Source organism: Achromobacter sp. ACM01 (genome assembly GCF_014851745.1).
In the GTDB taxonomy this organism is placed as follows: Bacteria; Pseudomonadota; Gammaproteobacteria; order Burkholderiales; family Burkholderiaceae_B; genus Achromobacter; species Achromobacter aegrifaciens.
Genome location: NZ_JACVAF010000003.1, coordinates 989,846 through 1,004,587, shown reverse-complemented (window position 1 = coordinate 1,004,587; position 14,742 = coordinate 989,846). Strand labels below are relative to the sequence as shown.

13 protein-coding genes are annotated in these 14,742 nt (G+C 66.2%); 6 read left to right on the top strand and 7 right to left on the bottom strand.

Annotation, left to right across the window (positions count from 1 at the left end; genetic code table 11):
* Position 1: 1 nt before the first annotated feature.
* From IB268_RS19420 to IB268_RS19400, 5 genes are read right to left on the bottom strand one after another with little or no spacing between them, the layout of a single operon-like run.
* On the bottom strand, positions 2-493 hold the full coding sequence (locus IB268_RS19420; protein ID WP_054457391.1) for an aromatic-ring-hydroxylating dioxygenase subunit beta: 492 nt from the start codon (positions 491-493) through the stop codon (positions 2-4).
* On the bottom strand, positions 490-1,809 hold the full coding sequence (locus tag IB268_RS19415) for an aromatic ring-hydroxylating dioxygenase subunit alpha (protein WP_054457389.1): 1,320 nt from the start codon (positions 1,807-1,809) through the stop codon (positions 490-492). Before IB268_RS19415 ends, IB268_RS19420 begins: the two co-directional genes overlap by 4 nt.
* A 23-nt stretch (positions 1,810-1,832) precedes the next feature.
* Entirely contained in the window at positions 1,833-2,810 is a 978-nt protein-coding gene (locus IB268_RS19410; RefSeq protein ID WP_054457387.1) for a PDR/VanB family oxidoreductase, read from the bottom strand.
* Between the two features lie 26 nt (positions 2,811-2,836).
* Positions 2,837-4,381 carry an indolepyruvate oxidoreductase subunit beta family protein gene (locus IB268_RS19405; protein ID WP_054457385.1) on the bottom strand — a complete coding sequence of 515 codons (1,545 nt, stop codon included), beginning with the start codon at positions 4,379-4,381 and terminating at the stop codon, positions 2,837-2,839.
* 13 nt (positions 4,382-4,394) lie between these two features.
* Positions 4,395-6,617, bottom strand: a complete 2,223-nt coding sequence (locus IB268_RS19400) for an indolepyruvate ferredoxin oxidoreductase subunit alpha (protein ID WP_192354649.1) — start codon at positions 6,615-6,617, stop codon at positions 4,395-4,397.
* A gap of 370 nt (positions 6,618-6,987) precedes the next feature.
* Between IB268_RS19400 and IB268_RS19395 the strand changes: the two genes are divergently transcribed.
* The 6 genes from IB268_RS19395 to IB268_RS19370 all read left to right on the top strand — a co-directional run bounded on the left by IB268_RS19395 (position 6,988) and on the right by IB268_RS19370 (position 13,213).
* On the top strand, positions 6,988-7,485 hold the full coding sequence (locus tag IB268_RS19395) for a MarR family winged helix-turn-helix transcriptional regulator (protein ID WP_054457381.1): 498 nt from the start codon (positions 6,988-6,990) through the stop codon (positions 7,483-7,485).
* Positions 7,486-7,673: 188 nt separating this feature from the next.
* Positions 7,674-9,245, top strand: coding sequence for an ABC transporter substrate-binding protein (locus tag IB268_RS19390; RefSeq protein WP_054457379.1), 1,572 nt, complete (start codon positions 7,674-7,676; stop codon positions 9,243-9,245).
* Between the two features lie 84 nt (positions 9,246-9,329).
* Positions 9,330-10,319, top strand: coding sequence for an ABC transporter permease (locus IB268_RS19385; protein WP_054457377.1), 990 nt, complete (start codon positions 9,330-9,332; stop codon positions 10,317-10,319).
* The gene (locus IB268_RS19380; RefSeq protein ID WP_054457374.1) at positions 10,319-11,233 is read left to right on the top strand and encodes an ABC transporter permease; all 915 of its coding nucleotides are present in this window, start codon (positions 10,319-10,321) and stop codon (positions 11,231-11,233) included. Before IB268_RS19385 ends, IB268_RS19380 begins: the two co-directional genes overlap by 1 nt.
* A 7-nt stretch (positions 11,234-11,240) precedes the next feature.
* Complete coding sequence (locus IB268_RS19375) at positions 11,241-12,221, top strand: ABC transporter ATP-binding protein (RefSeq protein WP_192354648.1); 981 nt, start codon at positions 11,241-11,243, stop codon at positions 12,219-12,221.
* Positions 12,218-13,213: an ABC transporter ATP-binding protein gene (locus tag IB268_RS19370; RefSeq protein ID WP_054457369.1), complete on the top strand. Its 996-nt coding sequence runs from the start codon at positions 12,218-12,220 to the stop codon at positions 13,211-13,213. Before IB268_RS19375 ends, IB268_RS19370 begins: the two co-directional genes overlap by 4 nt.
* 58 nt (positions 13,214-13,271) lie before the next feature.
* On the opposite strand, the gene IB268_RS19365 is transcribed toward IB268_RS19370, so the two are convergent.
* Together IB268_RS19365 and IB268_RS19360 are read right to left on the bottom strand one after the other, a co-directional pair.
* Positions 13,272-13,805 carry a hypothetical protein gene (locus IB268_RS19365; protein WP_054457367.1) on the bottom strand — a complete coding sequence of 178 codons (534 nt, stop codon included), beginning with the start codon at positions 13,803-13,805 and terminating at the stop codon, positions 13,272-13,274.
* 137 nt (positions 13,806-13,942) lie between these two features.
* Positions 13,943-14,740 (bottom strand): helix-turn-helix transcriptional regulator, encoded by a 798-nt coding sequence (locus IB268_RS19360; protein ID WP_192352509.1) that lies wholly within the window; start codon positions 14,738-14,740, stop codon positions 13,943-13,945.
* Positions 14,741-14,742: the final 2 nt, after the last annotated feature.

The window sequence follows — 14,742 nt, the reverse complement described above, 5'->3', positions numbered from 1 at the left end:
CCTACATGAACAATTGGATATTGCCGAAGGCCGCGTCGCAGTTGACGAGGTCCACGCGCTTGAGACGGATGCGCAAGACGCCGTCCTGCTCCACCAGGTGGTGGGTGGTCCAGCCTGCATACAGCGTCTGCGCGTCCTGCCGCGTCTCGACGTAATGGAAGGCGGTGCGTACCACGTGGCGGCCTTCGGCGGGGGCGGCATCGGGATGGCCGTGCTCCACCGTGGGCGCCTGCAGCAAGTGGTGGCAGCGGCTCTTGGGCTGTTGCGAAAACGTGCGCTGGCCGGCCAGCCGCTCCACGCGCACGCGCAGCAGCAGCTTGTCTTCGTACATGAGCGAGGCGTGCAGCTTGGGATCGGTCTGGCCATGGGCCAGCGGCATCCAGTAGTAGCCGTCTTCGGTGTACAGGTTCAGCCAGTCCTCGAAGCGCAGCTCGTCCAGCATGCGCGCCTCGGCGTAGACAAAATCGATCAACTCGCGGTCGCTTGCGCTCATACCGACTCCGGTCCGGTCATGTAGCGGCCCCATGCGCGGTACTGGTTGCGCATCTGCCATTCATTGGTGCCATTGGTGGCGACGTTCTTTTGCCCGACCTCGTCGGGCGAGTAAAGCCGGCCCACGTTGACCCAGTCCCGCGCCCGCGATTGCAGGCCGTCCTGGGCGCGCTCGTACATTTCCAGGTCGTCGTGCCCGACCACGGAGGTCGGCGCGTTGATGAGGCGGTTGTACATGAGCGTGCGTTCCAGCAGCAGGTCGGGCGCGCCCACCAGGCGGAAGGTCCAGGATTCCACCAGCGTGCGGTCGGCTGCGATGGGCTTGAAGACGCGCAGCGTCTGGATCGGGCCCTTGACCATGATGTTGGGGAAGTACACGGTGTTGTGGCGCACGTCGCCCAGGATCTGCTTGGCGCGTTCCTCGCCGTAGGCCGCGACCATGGAGTCCCAGTAGCCCGGAATGCCCGAGTACGAGGCATGGATGGAGTCCGACACGCCGGTATGGCCGTGGCCGTTCTCCCATACGCGGATGCCCATGTTCTCGAAGAACTCGTAAGGCGAGATGAAGGGGGCGAACAACTCGACGGCCATGGGCTTGGGCGTGCCTTCCGGCGCCTGTTCCCAGACCTTCACGGCGGTGCCTGCGGAGGACTCATGCGCCACCATCGGGTGGCAGGTGTCGGTCTGGTTGTCGACCAGCATCTTCCAGTTGCAGCGGTGCATGTAGCGCAGCACGCCGCCGGCGACTTCCAGCCGGCCCTCGGGCGAGCGGTCGACCATGTTGTCCAGGGTGGACAGCGATTCGCCGAAGAAATCCTCGAAGGACTGGCCCTCGGGGTTCAGGCGGCAGAACACGAAGCCGCGATGGTTCTTCACGTCCTTCACGGCAGCCATGCCCTGGCTGGCTTCGCAGTTTTCCAGGCCGGTGTTCTCGTAGCCCTTTTTCAGCGGGATGGACAGCAGGCTGCCGTCGGTCTTGAAGGTCCAGGCGTGGTAGGGGCAACGGAAGAACTTGCCGGTGTTGCCGCAGGCTTCACCCGCCACCATGGTGCCTTTGTGCGGGCAGCGGTTGTGCAGCACCCGCACCGAGCGGTCGCTGTGGCGCACCATCACCACGGGCTGGTTGCCCACTGTGGTGGTGATGTAGTCGCCCGGGTTGGGGACCTGGCTGTCGTGGCCGACGTAGACCCAGGTGTTGGCGTACAGGCGTTCCATCTCCAGCTCGAACAGCTCCTGGTCGATGAACAGATCCTTGTGCACCTCGGTGTCGCGCAGCAGGGCGCGGATGGCGTCGGGGTTGTCGCGGTATTTGGCCATGAGGGCGCTTCCTTGCGTCGGGGCTACAGGTCCAGCACCAGGCGCGCCGATTTCGCGCGCGAGATGCAGATCTGGATGATCTTGCCGCTGGCCTTCTCGGTGTCCGAGAGGTAGTAGTCGCGGTGGTCGGGTTCGCCTTCCAGCACGGTGGCCTGGCAGACGCCGCATTCGCCGCGCTTGCAGTCGTACATCGGGTCGCAGCCTTCCTCTTCCATCACGTCGATGATGGTCTTGTCAGCGGGGATGGTCAGCACCCGGCCCGACTGGCGCAGCTCGACCTCGAAGGGCTGGTCGCCGGCCTGCGGTGCAGCGGTGGCGAAAAGTTCGAAATGGATGTGGGCGTCGGGCCAGTGGCGTGCGTGCGCGCCCTGGATGACTGCGTCGATCAGGCCCTTGGGGCCGCAGACATACAGGTGCTGGCGCGGCGAGGATGCGTCCAGCAGCGCCTGCAGGTCGAAGCGGCAGGACGGATCGTCGTCCGCGTGCAGGCTCAGGTCGTCGCCGGCCAGGGCCTGCAGTTCGGGCAGGAAGGCCAGCTGGTCCTTGCTGCGGCCGCAGTAATGCAGATGGAAGGCGCGTCCCGCGGCCTTGAGCGCCGCGGCCATGGATGCCACCGGCGTGATGCCGATGCCGCCCGCGATCAGCACGACGGGTTCGTCGCCGGCAGGCGATTCGTGCAGCGGGAAATCATTCTTCGGGCCTTCGACATCGAGCGTGTCGCCCTCGGCCAGCGCATGCATGTGGCGCGATCCGCCCTGGCTGGTTTCCTCCAGGCGCACGCCGAGCCGGTACTCCGCGGGCTGCGCGAACTTGCCGGCTTCCGGCGCCAACTGCACCAGCGAATAGCAGCGCGGCTCGCGCAGGCCCGGCACCGTCACCTTCAGGTGCGCGCCCGGTCCGAAGGCAGGCAGGGGGCCGGCGTCTTCGCGCGCCAGCCGGAACGAGCGGATCAGCGGCGATTCCTGCCGGACTTCCCGGACGATGAGTTTCAGTGTCTGCACGGCGTTTGTCCCTATCTTTGCTTGTCTCAGGCCGCCAGCTTTTCAGCCAGCTGGCGTTCCATGGGGCCGCATTTCTCGTTGGCCAGCGCGGTCTCTCGCAGCGAGCGCAGCGTTTCGGCGGCGTCGGGCCGGCCGGCCAGTTGCTCTGCCGCCGCGATCAGCTGGCGGTACTTGCCGCCGCCGCGCACGTGGGTGTCGCTATAGCCTTTGACCAGGCGGCGGCAATTGACGGTTTCGACGGCCAGCGCGTAGTCGCGCGGGACCAGCCGGGCGATCAGGTCCAGCCATTGCGCGAGGCCGGCGGCCTCGGCCTGATGGCGCAGCGTGCTGCGGCGGAAGCGTCGCATGCCGGCCAGCGTGTACAGCATCAGGAAACCGCCCAGCGTGCCGCTCTGCATGCGACGGCCGTGGCCCAGGCGGCGTTCGACGAAGCCGCCGAACGACTTGGAGTTTTCGAGCCAGCGGCCCAGCCCGGCGGGCAAGGTGCCGCAGATCTCCTCCAGGCGCGGATGCATGAATTCGGTGGTGTAGACCAGCTGGTCCGGGCGCGCGCCCACTTCCTGGCGCACGCGGTCGAAACGCGTGGCGCGGGTCTTCAGGTCGGCGACACGGATCACGTCGTCGTAGGCCATGGCCGTGGCCACGTAGCGCGCGGCGGCACAGGTCAGCGCCCATTGCCGGGCCTCGCCGCCATGGGCGGCGTCCAGGTCGCGGATGGCCTTCATGTGGCGCAGGTATTCGGTGGCGTAGGCCAGGTCCTGGAATTCGATCTGGCGGCGCGTGCCCGCGGCCAGCATGGGCTGGGCACAGGCGGGAAAGTCGCGTTTGATCATATCCAGCAGGGCTTGGGCCTTGGCGCTGGCGGCGCGTTCCGGCACGGCGGGCACCGGCCGGGCCAGGTCGATGGGTGCGGGTTGCGCGGGCGCCTGGTCGGCGGATTCGTAGCCCAGCGCGAAGGCGCGCAGGCTGGCTTCCACGCCCAGGCCGGCGCGCCGCACCGTGGCTTCGAAATCGTCGCGCGAGAACGGCAGGGCGCCGCTGCCGGCTACCGCGCCGAACAGGCTGGCGCTGATGACGCTGCCGGCGCGGTCGGCCAGGTCTTGCAGGTCGAAGCAGAGGAAGCGCTTGGCCGCGGCGCGGCCCGCTTCCAGCACCTTGTTGGGATCGGCGATGCCGTTGCCGGGCGCGGATTTTTCGCTGACCGCGTAGCTGCGATGCGACGAAGTGAGTAGCACCGTGCGTTCCGGCGTGACCAGTCCGCGCTGGATGGCGCGCCCGCCTTCCATCAATTCGGCGGCGACCACAAGGTCCACGTCGCCCGGGGTGGGCATCAGCGCCAGCGCGGGCTGGCGGCCGGCGCGTTGCACTTCGGCTTCGGGCAGCAGCTCCAGGTAATAGATGGTGGCGCCGGTGCGCTGGGCCACGCCCGGCACCGAGGTGGTCTGGGCCCACCAGCCGGCGTGCTCGGCCATGTCGACGATCCAGTCGGCCAGCACGCCGCCGCCCTGGCCGCCCATGGCCAGGATGGCGATCTTGATCGGATTGGCTTGTTGCATAGCGGCCGGGTTCATGGAACGGGAATCCTCAGAGGGCGTGGTGGGCCAGGCGCGCGGCGCGGCGGCGTTGCAGGAAGCCGATGACGGCGGTGCGCATGCGCGCCATGAAGCGGTCGCGGCCGGTCGGGTTGTGGACGATATCGGCGCGGTAGAAGGACGGGCAGAGCACCGCGGCATGGGCGACTTCGCCGCAGTTGCCGCAGCCTACGCAACTGCTTTCCACGTGCGCCACCGGATCTTCCTTCAAGGGGTCGCCGCTGTCCTTGACCGTCAGCGACGGGCAGCCCGACAGGCGAATGCAGGCATGGTCGCCGGTGCAGACGTCAGGGTCCACGCCGAAGCGTTCCTTGACCACGCGCTTGCCTTCCTTGACTGCCTTGTTGAACAGCGGCTTGATGCGGCGCTGCTTGTTCAGCATGCATTCCGATTGCGCGATGATGACCTTGGGGCCTTTGATGTCGGTGGTCAGCGCCTCTTCGATGGTGGCGCGCACCTTGGCCACGTCATAGGTGCGGTCCAGCGTGCGCACCCACTTCACGCCCACGCCGCGCACGGCCTGGTCGATGGGATTGTTGGTGGAGCGGTCCGGGTTTTCGGCGCGCGAGGACAGGATGTCCTGTCCGCCGGTGGCCGAGGCGTAGAAGTTGTCGACGATGACGATGACGCCGTCGTACTTGTTGAAGACCGCGTTGCCGATGCCCGAGGACAGGCCGTTGTGCCAGAAGCCGCCGTCGCCCATGATGGAGATGGGGCGCTTGGCGGCCGGCACGTTGAAGGCCGCCGCGCTGGAGGCGCCCAGGCCGTAGCCCATGGTGGTGGCGCCCAGGTTGAACGGCGGCAGGATCGAGAACAGGTGGCAGCCGATGTCGCAGGAAATATGGTGCTGGCCCAGCGTTTCCTGCGCCAAGGTCAGGGCCGAGAAGATAGGCCTTTCCGGACAGCCCGTACAGAAGCCGGCGGGCCGCGGCGGCACGACCGCCGCCAGGCCTTCGACGTGCTTGTGGAAGGTGATGGGCTGCTCGGCCGGACGCGCCGGCTTGGGCCGCGCCACCTCGGTGATCTGGAGCTGGCGTTCCGCGGCCTGGGCATCGGCCAGGGCGGCGGGATGCGTCTGCAGCGATTCCGGGCGTTGCCGCTTGAGGAATTCGCGCAGGCCGTCGCGCATGACCAGGGTGGTGTATTCGCCCGCCATCGGCAGCACGTCCTTGCCGGACAGCTTGGTGTCGATGCCGGCGCGGCGCAGCACGGCGTGCAGGTTCTGTTCGATGTAGTCCGGCTGGCCTTCTTCCAGCAGCAGCACGGCGCGCTTGCCGCGGCAGAAATCGATGACCTCGTCCTCGATGACGGGGTAGGTCACGTTCATGACGTACAGCGGGATGCGGCTGTTGCCGAAGTTGTCGGCCAGGCCCAGCAGCTGCAAGGCGCGGATCACGCCGTTGTAGAGGCCGCCTTGCAGGATCAGTCCGATATCGTCCTGGTCGCCGTCAAAGTGTTCGTTGAGCTTGTGTTCCTTGATGTAGCGGATGGCGGCGGGCCAGCGCTCCTTGATCTTTTCCTGTTCGTGCAGGAAGGAGGCAGGCGGCAGCACGATGCGGCTGGTGTCGCGCGCCGGGCTTTCCAGCGCCTGCGCCAGCGAGAAGGCGGGGCGCTTGTTTTCCTTGGCGATGAAGCGGCCGTGCACGTGGCAGCCGCGGATGCGCAGTTGCAGCATCACGGGCGTCTTGCTGGCCTCGGACAGCTCGAAGCCGTCTTCCACCGCCTTGACCATGCTTTCCAGGTTGGGGCGCGGATCCAGCAGCCAGATCTGCGACTTCATGGCGAACGCGTGCGAGCGTTCCTGCATGATGGACGAGCCTTCGCCGTAGTCTTCGCCCACGATGACCAGCGAACCGCCGGTGACGCCGCCGGAAGCCAGGTTGGCCAGCGCGTCGGATGCGACGTTGGTGCCTACGGTGGACTTCCAGGTGACGGCGCCGCGGATGGGGTACATGACCGAGGCGGCCAGCGTGGCCGCCGCGGTGGCTTCGGAGGCGCTGGCCTCGAAATGCACACCCAGTTCCTGGAGGATGTCGTTGGCGTCGGCCAGCACGTCCATCAAATGCGAGATCGGCGAACCCTGGTAGCCCGCGACGTAGCCCACGCCGGACTGCAGCAAGGCCTTGGTGACCGCAAGAATGCCTTCACCGCGGAACTCTTCGCCCGCGCCGATGCGCAACTGCTGGACTTCTTTTTTGAAAGACCTTTCAGCCATTCTGGCACTCCTTCGCGGCCCGGCCTGCGGGTCTCAATGGTTGCTGCTGCGCAGCATCGTCACGTCGGGAAATTCTCGTCTTAAAAATACTTTAGGAGTCAACGTTTTAGCTGTCAACAAAAAAGATGAAATTTCATGGAAAACAAAAAATATCACGCTAAAACAATGACGTATATACTCGTTGTTCTCTAGGTCGCAGTGCTGTTCCGGCGCTGCGATGGTGCAAAAACGGGTTGCGATTCCGGGTATACCCTGTGCTGCGCAACAGCATTGCGGCACATCATGGCGCGCGTTTGCGCCGGCGTGGTGCAATGCGCATTTCGTCGGGCCGGCGTCGGCCCTGGTTTCCGGTGCGTGGGAGCAAAGCAACATGCGGTTGGACAAGCAGCGGGACACGGACGCGGCGGCGCACAAAGGCCGCTTCGTCGATGGCTATCTGGCCTATCTGCTGGCGCAGGCCAGCCAGCGCATTTCGGCGGAATTCCATCTGCAGGTGAAGGCGGCCGGCCTGTCGGTGACCGAGTGGCGGGTACTGGCCAGCCTGGAGGGCAGTCCCGGTGAAACCATAGGCACGCTGGCGGTGCTGGCGATCACCAAGCAGCCCACCTTGAGCAAGGTGGTGCAGCGCATGGAGGCCGAAGGGCTGGTGGCGCGCACGGGCGTGCGGGCGGACCGGCGGCAGACGCGCGTCTGCATCACCACCAAGGGCACGAATCTGATCGCCGCGCTGTGCGAGCAGGCCTTGCAGCACCAGAAGGCCGTGCTGGCCCCGTTCGGCGAGGAAAAGGCCGCGATGCTGATCGACATGCTGGAGGTGCTGATGACCGAGCACGTGCCGCTGGAATTGTCGGCGCCGGACGAGGAATAGGCGGGGGCGGGGGCGGGCCGCATGCCCAACACTGTTTACTTCGATTATTTTGTTACAAGCTTATGTGTCCCCAATTGGTTCTCCCTCTGTGAAAACCGTCTACGGTACGCATAAACCCTCAATTGACGGAGGTCCTGCGGCTAGGCAATATCGCGCCGGTATTCAGACTACAGTCAGGAGTTGAACCTATGCGCCGCACTTTGATTGCTATCGCGATCGCCGCCGCCGTTGCCGTGCCCACGATCGGGCAGGCCAAGACCTTCCGCTGGGCCGCCCAGGGCGACATCCTCACCTTCGATCCACACTCGCAGAACGAAGGCATGACGATCGCCGCCAACAGCTACGTCTACGAACCGCTGGTGGACTACGACAAGTCCTTCAAGGTCAACCCGCGCCTGGCGACGGAGTGGGAGCAGGTTTCACCCACGCTGTACCGCTTCAAGCTGCGCCCCGGCGTGAAGTTCCATGACGGCGCCGCCTTCACCGCCGACGACGTGGTGTTCTCGATCCACCGCGCCATGGCGCCCACCTCGAACTACAAGGCCTACACCACCGGCATCAAGGAAGCCCGCAAGATCGACGACCTGACGGTCGAGATCGAGACCTCGGCGCCTAACCCGGTGCTGCTGCGCCAGCTGACCAACGTGTTCATCATGAACAAGGCCTGGTCGGAAAAGAACAACGTCGCCAAGCCGCAGGACTTCGTCAACAAGGAAGAGACCTACGCCGCGCGCAACACCAACGGCACCGGCCCCTACAAGCTGAAGTCGCGCGAAGTGGACGTGCGCACGGTGTTCGAGGAAAACAAGGACTGGTGGAACAAGGGCGGCAAGGTCGGCAACGTGACCGAAGTCGTGTTCACGCCGATCAAGCAGAACGCCACGCGTACCGCGGCGCTGCTGTCGGGTGAAATCGACTTCGTGCTGGATCCGGCGGCCCAGGACCTGGATCGCCTGCGCCAGTCGGCCAAGGTCGTGGAAGGCAACGAATACCGCACCATCTACCTGGGCCTGGACCAGAAGCGTCCGGAACTCCAGTATTCCAACATCAAGGGCAAGAACCCGTTCCAGGACATCCGCGTGCGCGAGGCGCTGTATCGCGCGATCGACGTGGACGCCATCAAGCGCGCCGTGATGCGCGGCCTGTCCGCGCCCACCGGCACGATGATCGCGCCGCAGGTGCACGGCTGGGCCCAGCAGCTGCAGGCGCGCGTGCCCTATGATCCGGAAAAGTCCCGCGCCCTGCTGAAGGAAGCCGGCTACGACGGCACGCTGAACTTCACGCTGGATTGCCCGAACAACCGCTACATCAACGACGAAGCCATCTGTCAGGCGGTGGTCGGCATGTGGGCCAAGGTCGGCGTCAAGGCCACCATGAACGCCATGCCGCGCTCCACCTATTTCCCCAAGGTGCAGTCGTTCGACACCAGCGCCTACCTGTTCGGCTGGGGCGTACCCACGTTCGACGCCATGTACACGCTGCAGAACCTGATTCGCACCAAGGGCGAGGGCGCGGACGGCATGTACAACCTGGGCAACTACAGCAACAAGGAACTGGACGTCATCATCGACCGGATCAAGACGGAAACCGATCCGGCCAAGCGTGACGCCGACATCATCACCGTGCTGCAAGGGCACGCCAAGGACTTCGGCCACATCCCGCTGCACGACCAGGTGATTCCCTGGGCCATGCGCAAGAACGTCACGGTCATCCACCGTGCCGACAATCGCCTCGTTGCCGATTGGGTCAAGGTTGACTGATCCAGGCTAATCAAACGGCGGGGCCCGTCAGCCTGTTCATGATGAACAGGCCGACGGGCTTTCGCTGTTTCGCCTTTTCCGCCTATGTTTGCTTTCATACTGCGTCGCCTGTTGCAGGCCGTAGCGGTGATGCTCACCGTCGCGCTACTGGCCTTTGTGCTTTTTCAATATGTCGGCGACCCTGTCACCATCATGCTGGGACAGGACGCCACCGATGCCGAGCGCATCGAACTGCGTGAGCGCCTGGGGCTGAACGAGCCCGCCATCGTCCAATTCGGCCATTTCGTGGCCAACGCCGTGCAGGGCAATTTCGGCATCTCCCTGCGCCAGAGCGAACCCGTATCTTCCTTGCTGAAATCCCGCCTGCCGGCCACGCTGGAGCTGTCCATGGTGGCGGCCTTGCTGGCGCTGCTGGTGGGCGTGCCGCTGGGCGTGTACACCGCGCTCAAGCGCAACAGCTTGCTGTCCCAGCTGCTGCTGGCCGGGTCGCTGCTGGGCGTGTCGCTGCCCACCTTCCTGATCGGCATCCTGCTGATCCTGGTGTTTTCCGTGCAACTGGGCTGGCTGCCCAGCTACGGGCGGGGCGACACCGTCAGCGTGGGCTGGTGGTCATCGGGGTTGTTCACCGCCACGGGCTGGAAGCATCTCATCCTGCCGTCCATCACCTTGTCGCTGTTCCAGATGACCCTGGTGCTGCGCCTGGTGCGTTCGGAAATGCTGGAGGTGCTGCGTTCGGACTACATCAAGTTTGCCCGCGCCCGCGGCCTGAAGCGTCGCGCCATCCACTTCGGCCACGCGCTGAAGAACACCATGGTGCCGGTCATCACCATCACCGGCCTGCAACTGGGCGGCATCATCGCCTTCGCCATCGTCACGGAAACCGTGTTCCAGTGGCCGGGCATGGGCCTGTTGTTCATCCAGGCGGTGCAATTCGCCGACGTGCCCGTCATGGCGGCCTACCTGTGCCTGATTGCGCTGGTGTTCGTGGTGATCAACCTGATCGTCGATCTTTTGTATTTTGTCGTGGACCCGCGCCTGCGTTCCGGGCTGACCCGCGGCGGGGGGGCTCACTGATGCGCGCCGTACTCAAACGCTGGTGGGACAGCGACATTGCCTGGGCCTGGCGCCGGGCGCCCGTGGCGATCATCGCCACCGTGATGCTGGCGCTCCTGCTGATCGGCTCCTTCGGGGCCGGTTGGGTGGCGCCGCACAACCCGTTCGACCTGACCAAGGTGGAACTGCTGGACGCCTTGCTGCCGCCCGCCTGGGAGGCCAATGGCCTGCCGACCTACCTGCTGGGCACCGACAGCCAGGGCCGCGACCTGTACTCGGCCATCCTGTACGGCACCCGCGTGTCGCTCTTGATCGGCCTGGCCTCGGTGCTGCTGTCGATGCTGATCGGCATCGTGCTGGGGCTGATCTCGGGCTACGCGGGCGGGCGCATCGATGCGTTCATCATGCGCATCGCCGACGTGCAGCTGTCGTTCCCCGCCATCCTGATCGCGCTGCTGATCGACGGCGTGGCGCGGGCGGCGGTGCCGCGCGAGCTGCATGAGCTGATCGCGTTCCCGGTGCTGATCGGCGCGATCGCGCTGGCGGGCTGGCCGCAGTATGCGCGCACGGTGCGCGGCTCCACCCTGGTGGAGAAGAACCGCGAATACGTGCAGGCGGCGCGCGTGATCGGCGTGGCCTCGCCGGTCATCATGTTCCGCCACGTGCTGCCCAATGTGCTGGGTCCGGTGCTGGTGCTGGCCACGGTGCACCTGGCCACGGCCATCATCACGGAGGCCACGCTGTCGTTCCTGGGCGTGGGCGTACCGCCGACCGCGCCGTCGCTCGGCACGCTGATCCGCATCGGCAACGACTTCCTGTTTTCAGGGGAGTGGTGGATCACCATCTTCCCGGGTGCGGCGCTGGTGCTGCTGGTGCTGTCGGTCAACTTGCTTGGCGACTGGCTGCGCGATGCGCTCAACCCGCGTCTGAATTGAGGTTTACATGAGCGCATTACTAGAAGTCCGCAACCTGCGCGTGGAATTCCCCACGCGCCGCGGCACGCTGCGCGCGCTGGACGACGTGTCCTTTTCCATCCAGGCTGGCGAAGTCCTGGGCGTAGTGGGCGAATCCGGCGCAGGCAAGTCCCTGACCGGCGCATCCATCATTGGCCTCTTGGAACCGCCGGGACGTATCGCCGCGGGCGAGATCCTGCTGGCGGGCCGCCGCATCGACAATCTGCCCGACGAGCAGATGCGCCGCGTGCGCGGCCGCGAGATCGGGGCCGTGTTCCAGGACCCGCTGACCTCGTTGAACCCGCTGTACACGGTGGGCCGGCAATTGGCGGAAACCATCGTGACGCACCTGGACCTGAGCTGGTCCCAGGCGCGCGAACGGGCGGTGGAGCTGCTGGCATCGACCGGCATTCCGGCCGCGCGCGAGCGCATCGACCACTATCCTCACCAGTTCTCCGGCGGCATGCGCCAGCGCGTGGTGATTGCGCTGGCCCTGGCGGCCGAACCCAAGCTGGTGGTGGCGGACGAGCCCACGACCGCGCTGGACGTGTCGATCCAGGCGCAGATCATCGAACTGCTCAAGCGCCTGTGCCGCGAAAACGGCACGGCGGTGATGCTGATCACGCACGACATGGGTGTGATCGCCGAAACCGCCGACCGCGTTGCGGTGATGTACGCGGGCCGCGTGGCCGAGATCGGCCCGGTGGCCGACGTGATCCACAAGCCCCGCCATCCCTACACGAAGGGACTGATGGGATCGATTCCATCGCTGGAAGGACACTCCGAACGGCTGGTGCAGATCGACGGCAGCATGCCGCGCCTGAACGCCATTCCGCCGGGCTGCGCCTTCAATCCGCGCTGCGACCAGCGCCTGCCGCGTTGCGGCGTCGAGCGCCCGGAGCTGATGGCGGCCGGGACGTCCCGCGCGGCCTGTTGGCTGCACGACAACAACGATAAGGTGGCCGCATGACGACGCCCTTGGTGGAAGTAAAGGACGCCGCGCGCTGGTTCGATGTGTCGCCGCCGTGGCTGGAACGCAAGCTCGCGGGCAAGCCGCGCGTGATGCTGCGCGCCGTGGACGGGGTGTCGTTCGAGATCGCGCGCGGCGAAACGCTGGCGCTGGTGGGCGAATCGGGCTGCGGCAAATCGACCGTGGCGCGCATGCTGGTGGGGTTGTATGGCCTGACCCGCGGCGACATCCGTTTCGACGGCCAGCCGTTGTCGCGCATGTCCGAGCCAGGCGGCCGAGCCTTGCGCAAGCGCCTGCAGATGATCTTCCAGGATCCCTATGCCAGCCTGAATCCGCGCTGGCGCGTGGGCCGCATCATCGCCGAACCCATGCTGACCCACACCACGATGACGCCTGACGAGCGCAGCGCGCGCGTGGGCGAACTGCTCAAGCAGGTGGGCCTGGACCCGGCCGACCAGGGCCGCTATCCACACCAGTTTTCCGGCGGCCAGCGCCAGCGCATTTCGATCGCGCGGGCGTTGGCGGTGAATCCGGAATTCCTGGTGTGCGACGAGCCGACCTCGGCGCTGGATGTGTCGGTGCAGGCGCAGGTGCTGAACCTGATGAAGGATCTGCAGCGCAACCTGGGGCTGACCTATCTGTTCATTTCCCACAACCTGGCGGTGGTGCACCATGTGGCCGACCGGGTGGGGGTGATGTACCTGGGCCGCATGGTGGAGGTGGCGCCGCGCGACGAGCTGTTCGCGCGGCCTCGCCATCCGTACACGCGCATGCTGCTGGAGGCCATTCCCGACATCAACGGCGCGGGCAAGCCGCGCACCGCGGTGGCGGGCGAGGTGCCCAATCCGCTGAATCCGCCGTCGGGCTGCACCTTTCATCCGCGCTGTCCGCATGCGAACGAGCGTTGCAAGTCAGAGGCGCCAGTGGCAATGGCCGCGGGAGTGTCGGTGGTGGCCTGCCACGCGGTGCAGGAAGGGCGGATCTCGGTCTGATCCGCGGACGGCGCGGTTGCGCGGCCATGCCGGCCGCAACCCGCCGCCCGGCCGCGCTTCAGTGGCGGTGGTTGTGGTCGTGAGGATGATCGTGGCCGTGGCCATCCGCATCATCCTCATCGTCCTCATCCGCTTCGTCCTCGTCGTCCTCCGCGTCCGGGTCCTCCGGTACGGGTTCTTCCGTCAGGGCAAACGGCAGCACGTCTTCCAGATTGTCGGACCATGCGGACTCTTCGCCGTCGTGGTCCAGCTTGATGAAGCGCTCGCCTTCGTTCAGCGAGATCTCGATGGCCCAGAGGTAGAGACAGTCGTAGGTGTCGTCGTCGGACTGGGGCAGGCCGCCGCGATTGCCCAGCAGGCGGGCGCCGGCGCCGCCCAGCTGCACGTGGGTCTGGTCTTCGTCGGGCTTGGCGTTTTCGTCCATGGGCACGCCATAGGTCACCCATTCGGTGCCATCATCGCCCAGCACCACTTCGGCCAGCACGGGCTTGCCCAGATAGGCGCTCAAGGCGTCGGCGGTCTTGGCCAGCATGTCCAGCTCGGCGGTGCTGAAATGGGTCAAGGAGGCGGGGGGAGTGGCGGAGGCAGACATGAAGGGGTTCCTGGGCGCGATGAAGCCGCGACGGCACGGCAAGATTCGGGCCCGCTGGCAGGCCCTGGCTACAGCCGTATTGTCTCGCGATCGGCCGCGCCTTGCATCAGGCGCTTGGATGACGCGGTTTTCCGGGGTCAGGGCGCGGGTGCGCCGCCCTGGCTGCGCCTGCGCGCGTTGTCGGGCGATTGACCTGTAAGCCGCTGGAACATGGCGATGAAGGCCGACGGCGTGCTGTAACCAAGCTCGCGCGCCACAGACTGGACCGGCCGGCCCGCGTCCAGCATGCCCAGGGCGCTGACCACGCGCAGCCGCAGGCGCCATTCATTGAACGACATGCCCAGGCGCTGCTGGCAGTGGCGCAGCAGCGTGCGTTCGGTGATGCCGGCCGTGGCGGCCCAGTGCGCGGCGCCGCGCTTATCGCCTGGACTGTCCTGCAGCGCCGACAGGATGGGTGCCAGCAACGGGTCGGAGGTGGAGGGCAGGTAGCTGGCGTAAGCCCGAGCCTGGCGGACCTGGTCGATGACGATCTGCGCCATGCGCCGGTCTTCCGGCGTATCCGGATAGCTGATGCCGCGCTGCTCGAAGTCGCCCAGGATCGCGCGCATGACCGGGCTGATCTCGAGCGTGCACGGTTCCGTGGGCAGGCCGGCGCAGGCCGCGGCGGGGATGTCGATGCAGGCGTAGTGCACTTCGCCTTCGTTCTGGCAGCAATGCTCGACATGCGGCGGTATCCAGATGGCGTACTGCGGCGGCGACAGGTAGGTGACGCCGCGTATGCCGATTTCCATGATGCCGGAGATGGCGAAGTTCAGTTCCGCCCAGGGCGAGCTGTGGCGCTTCATGCCGGAACGCGGCGTGAAATGCAGGATGCGGCAAGCCAGCGGGTAGGGCAGGTGGCTGGCCAGCGCGGGCGCGGAATCGATGGCGGACATGT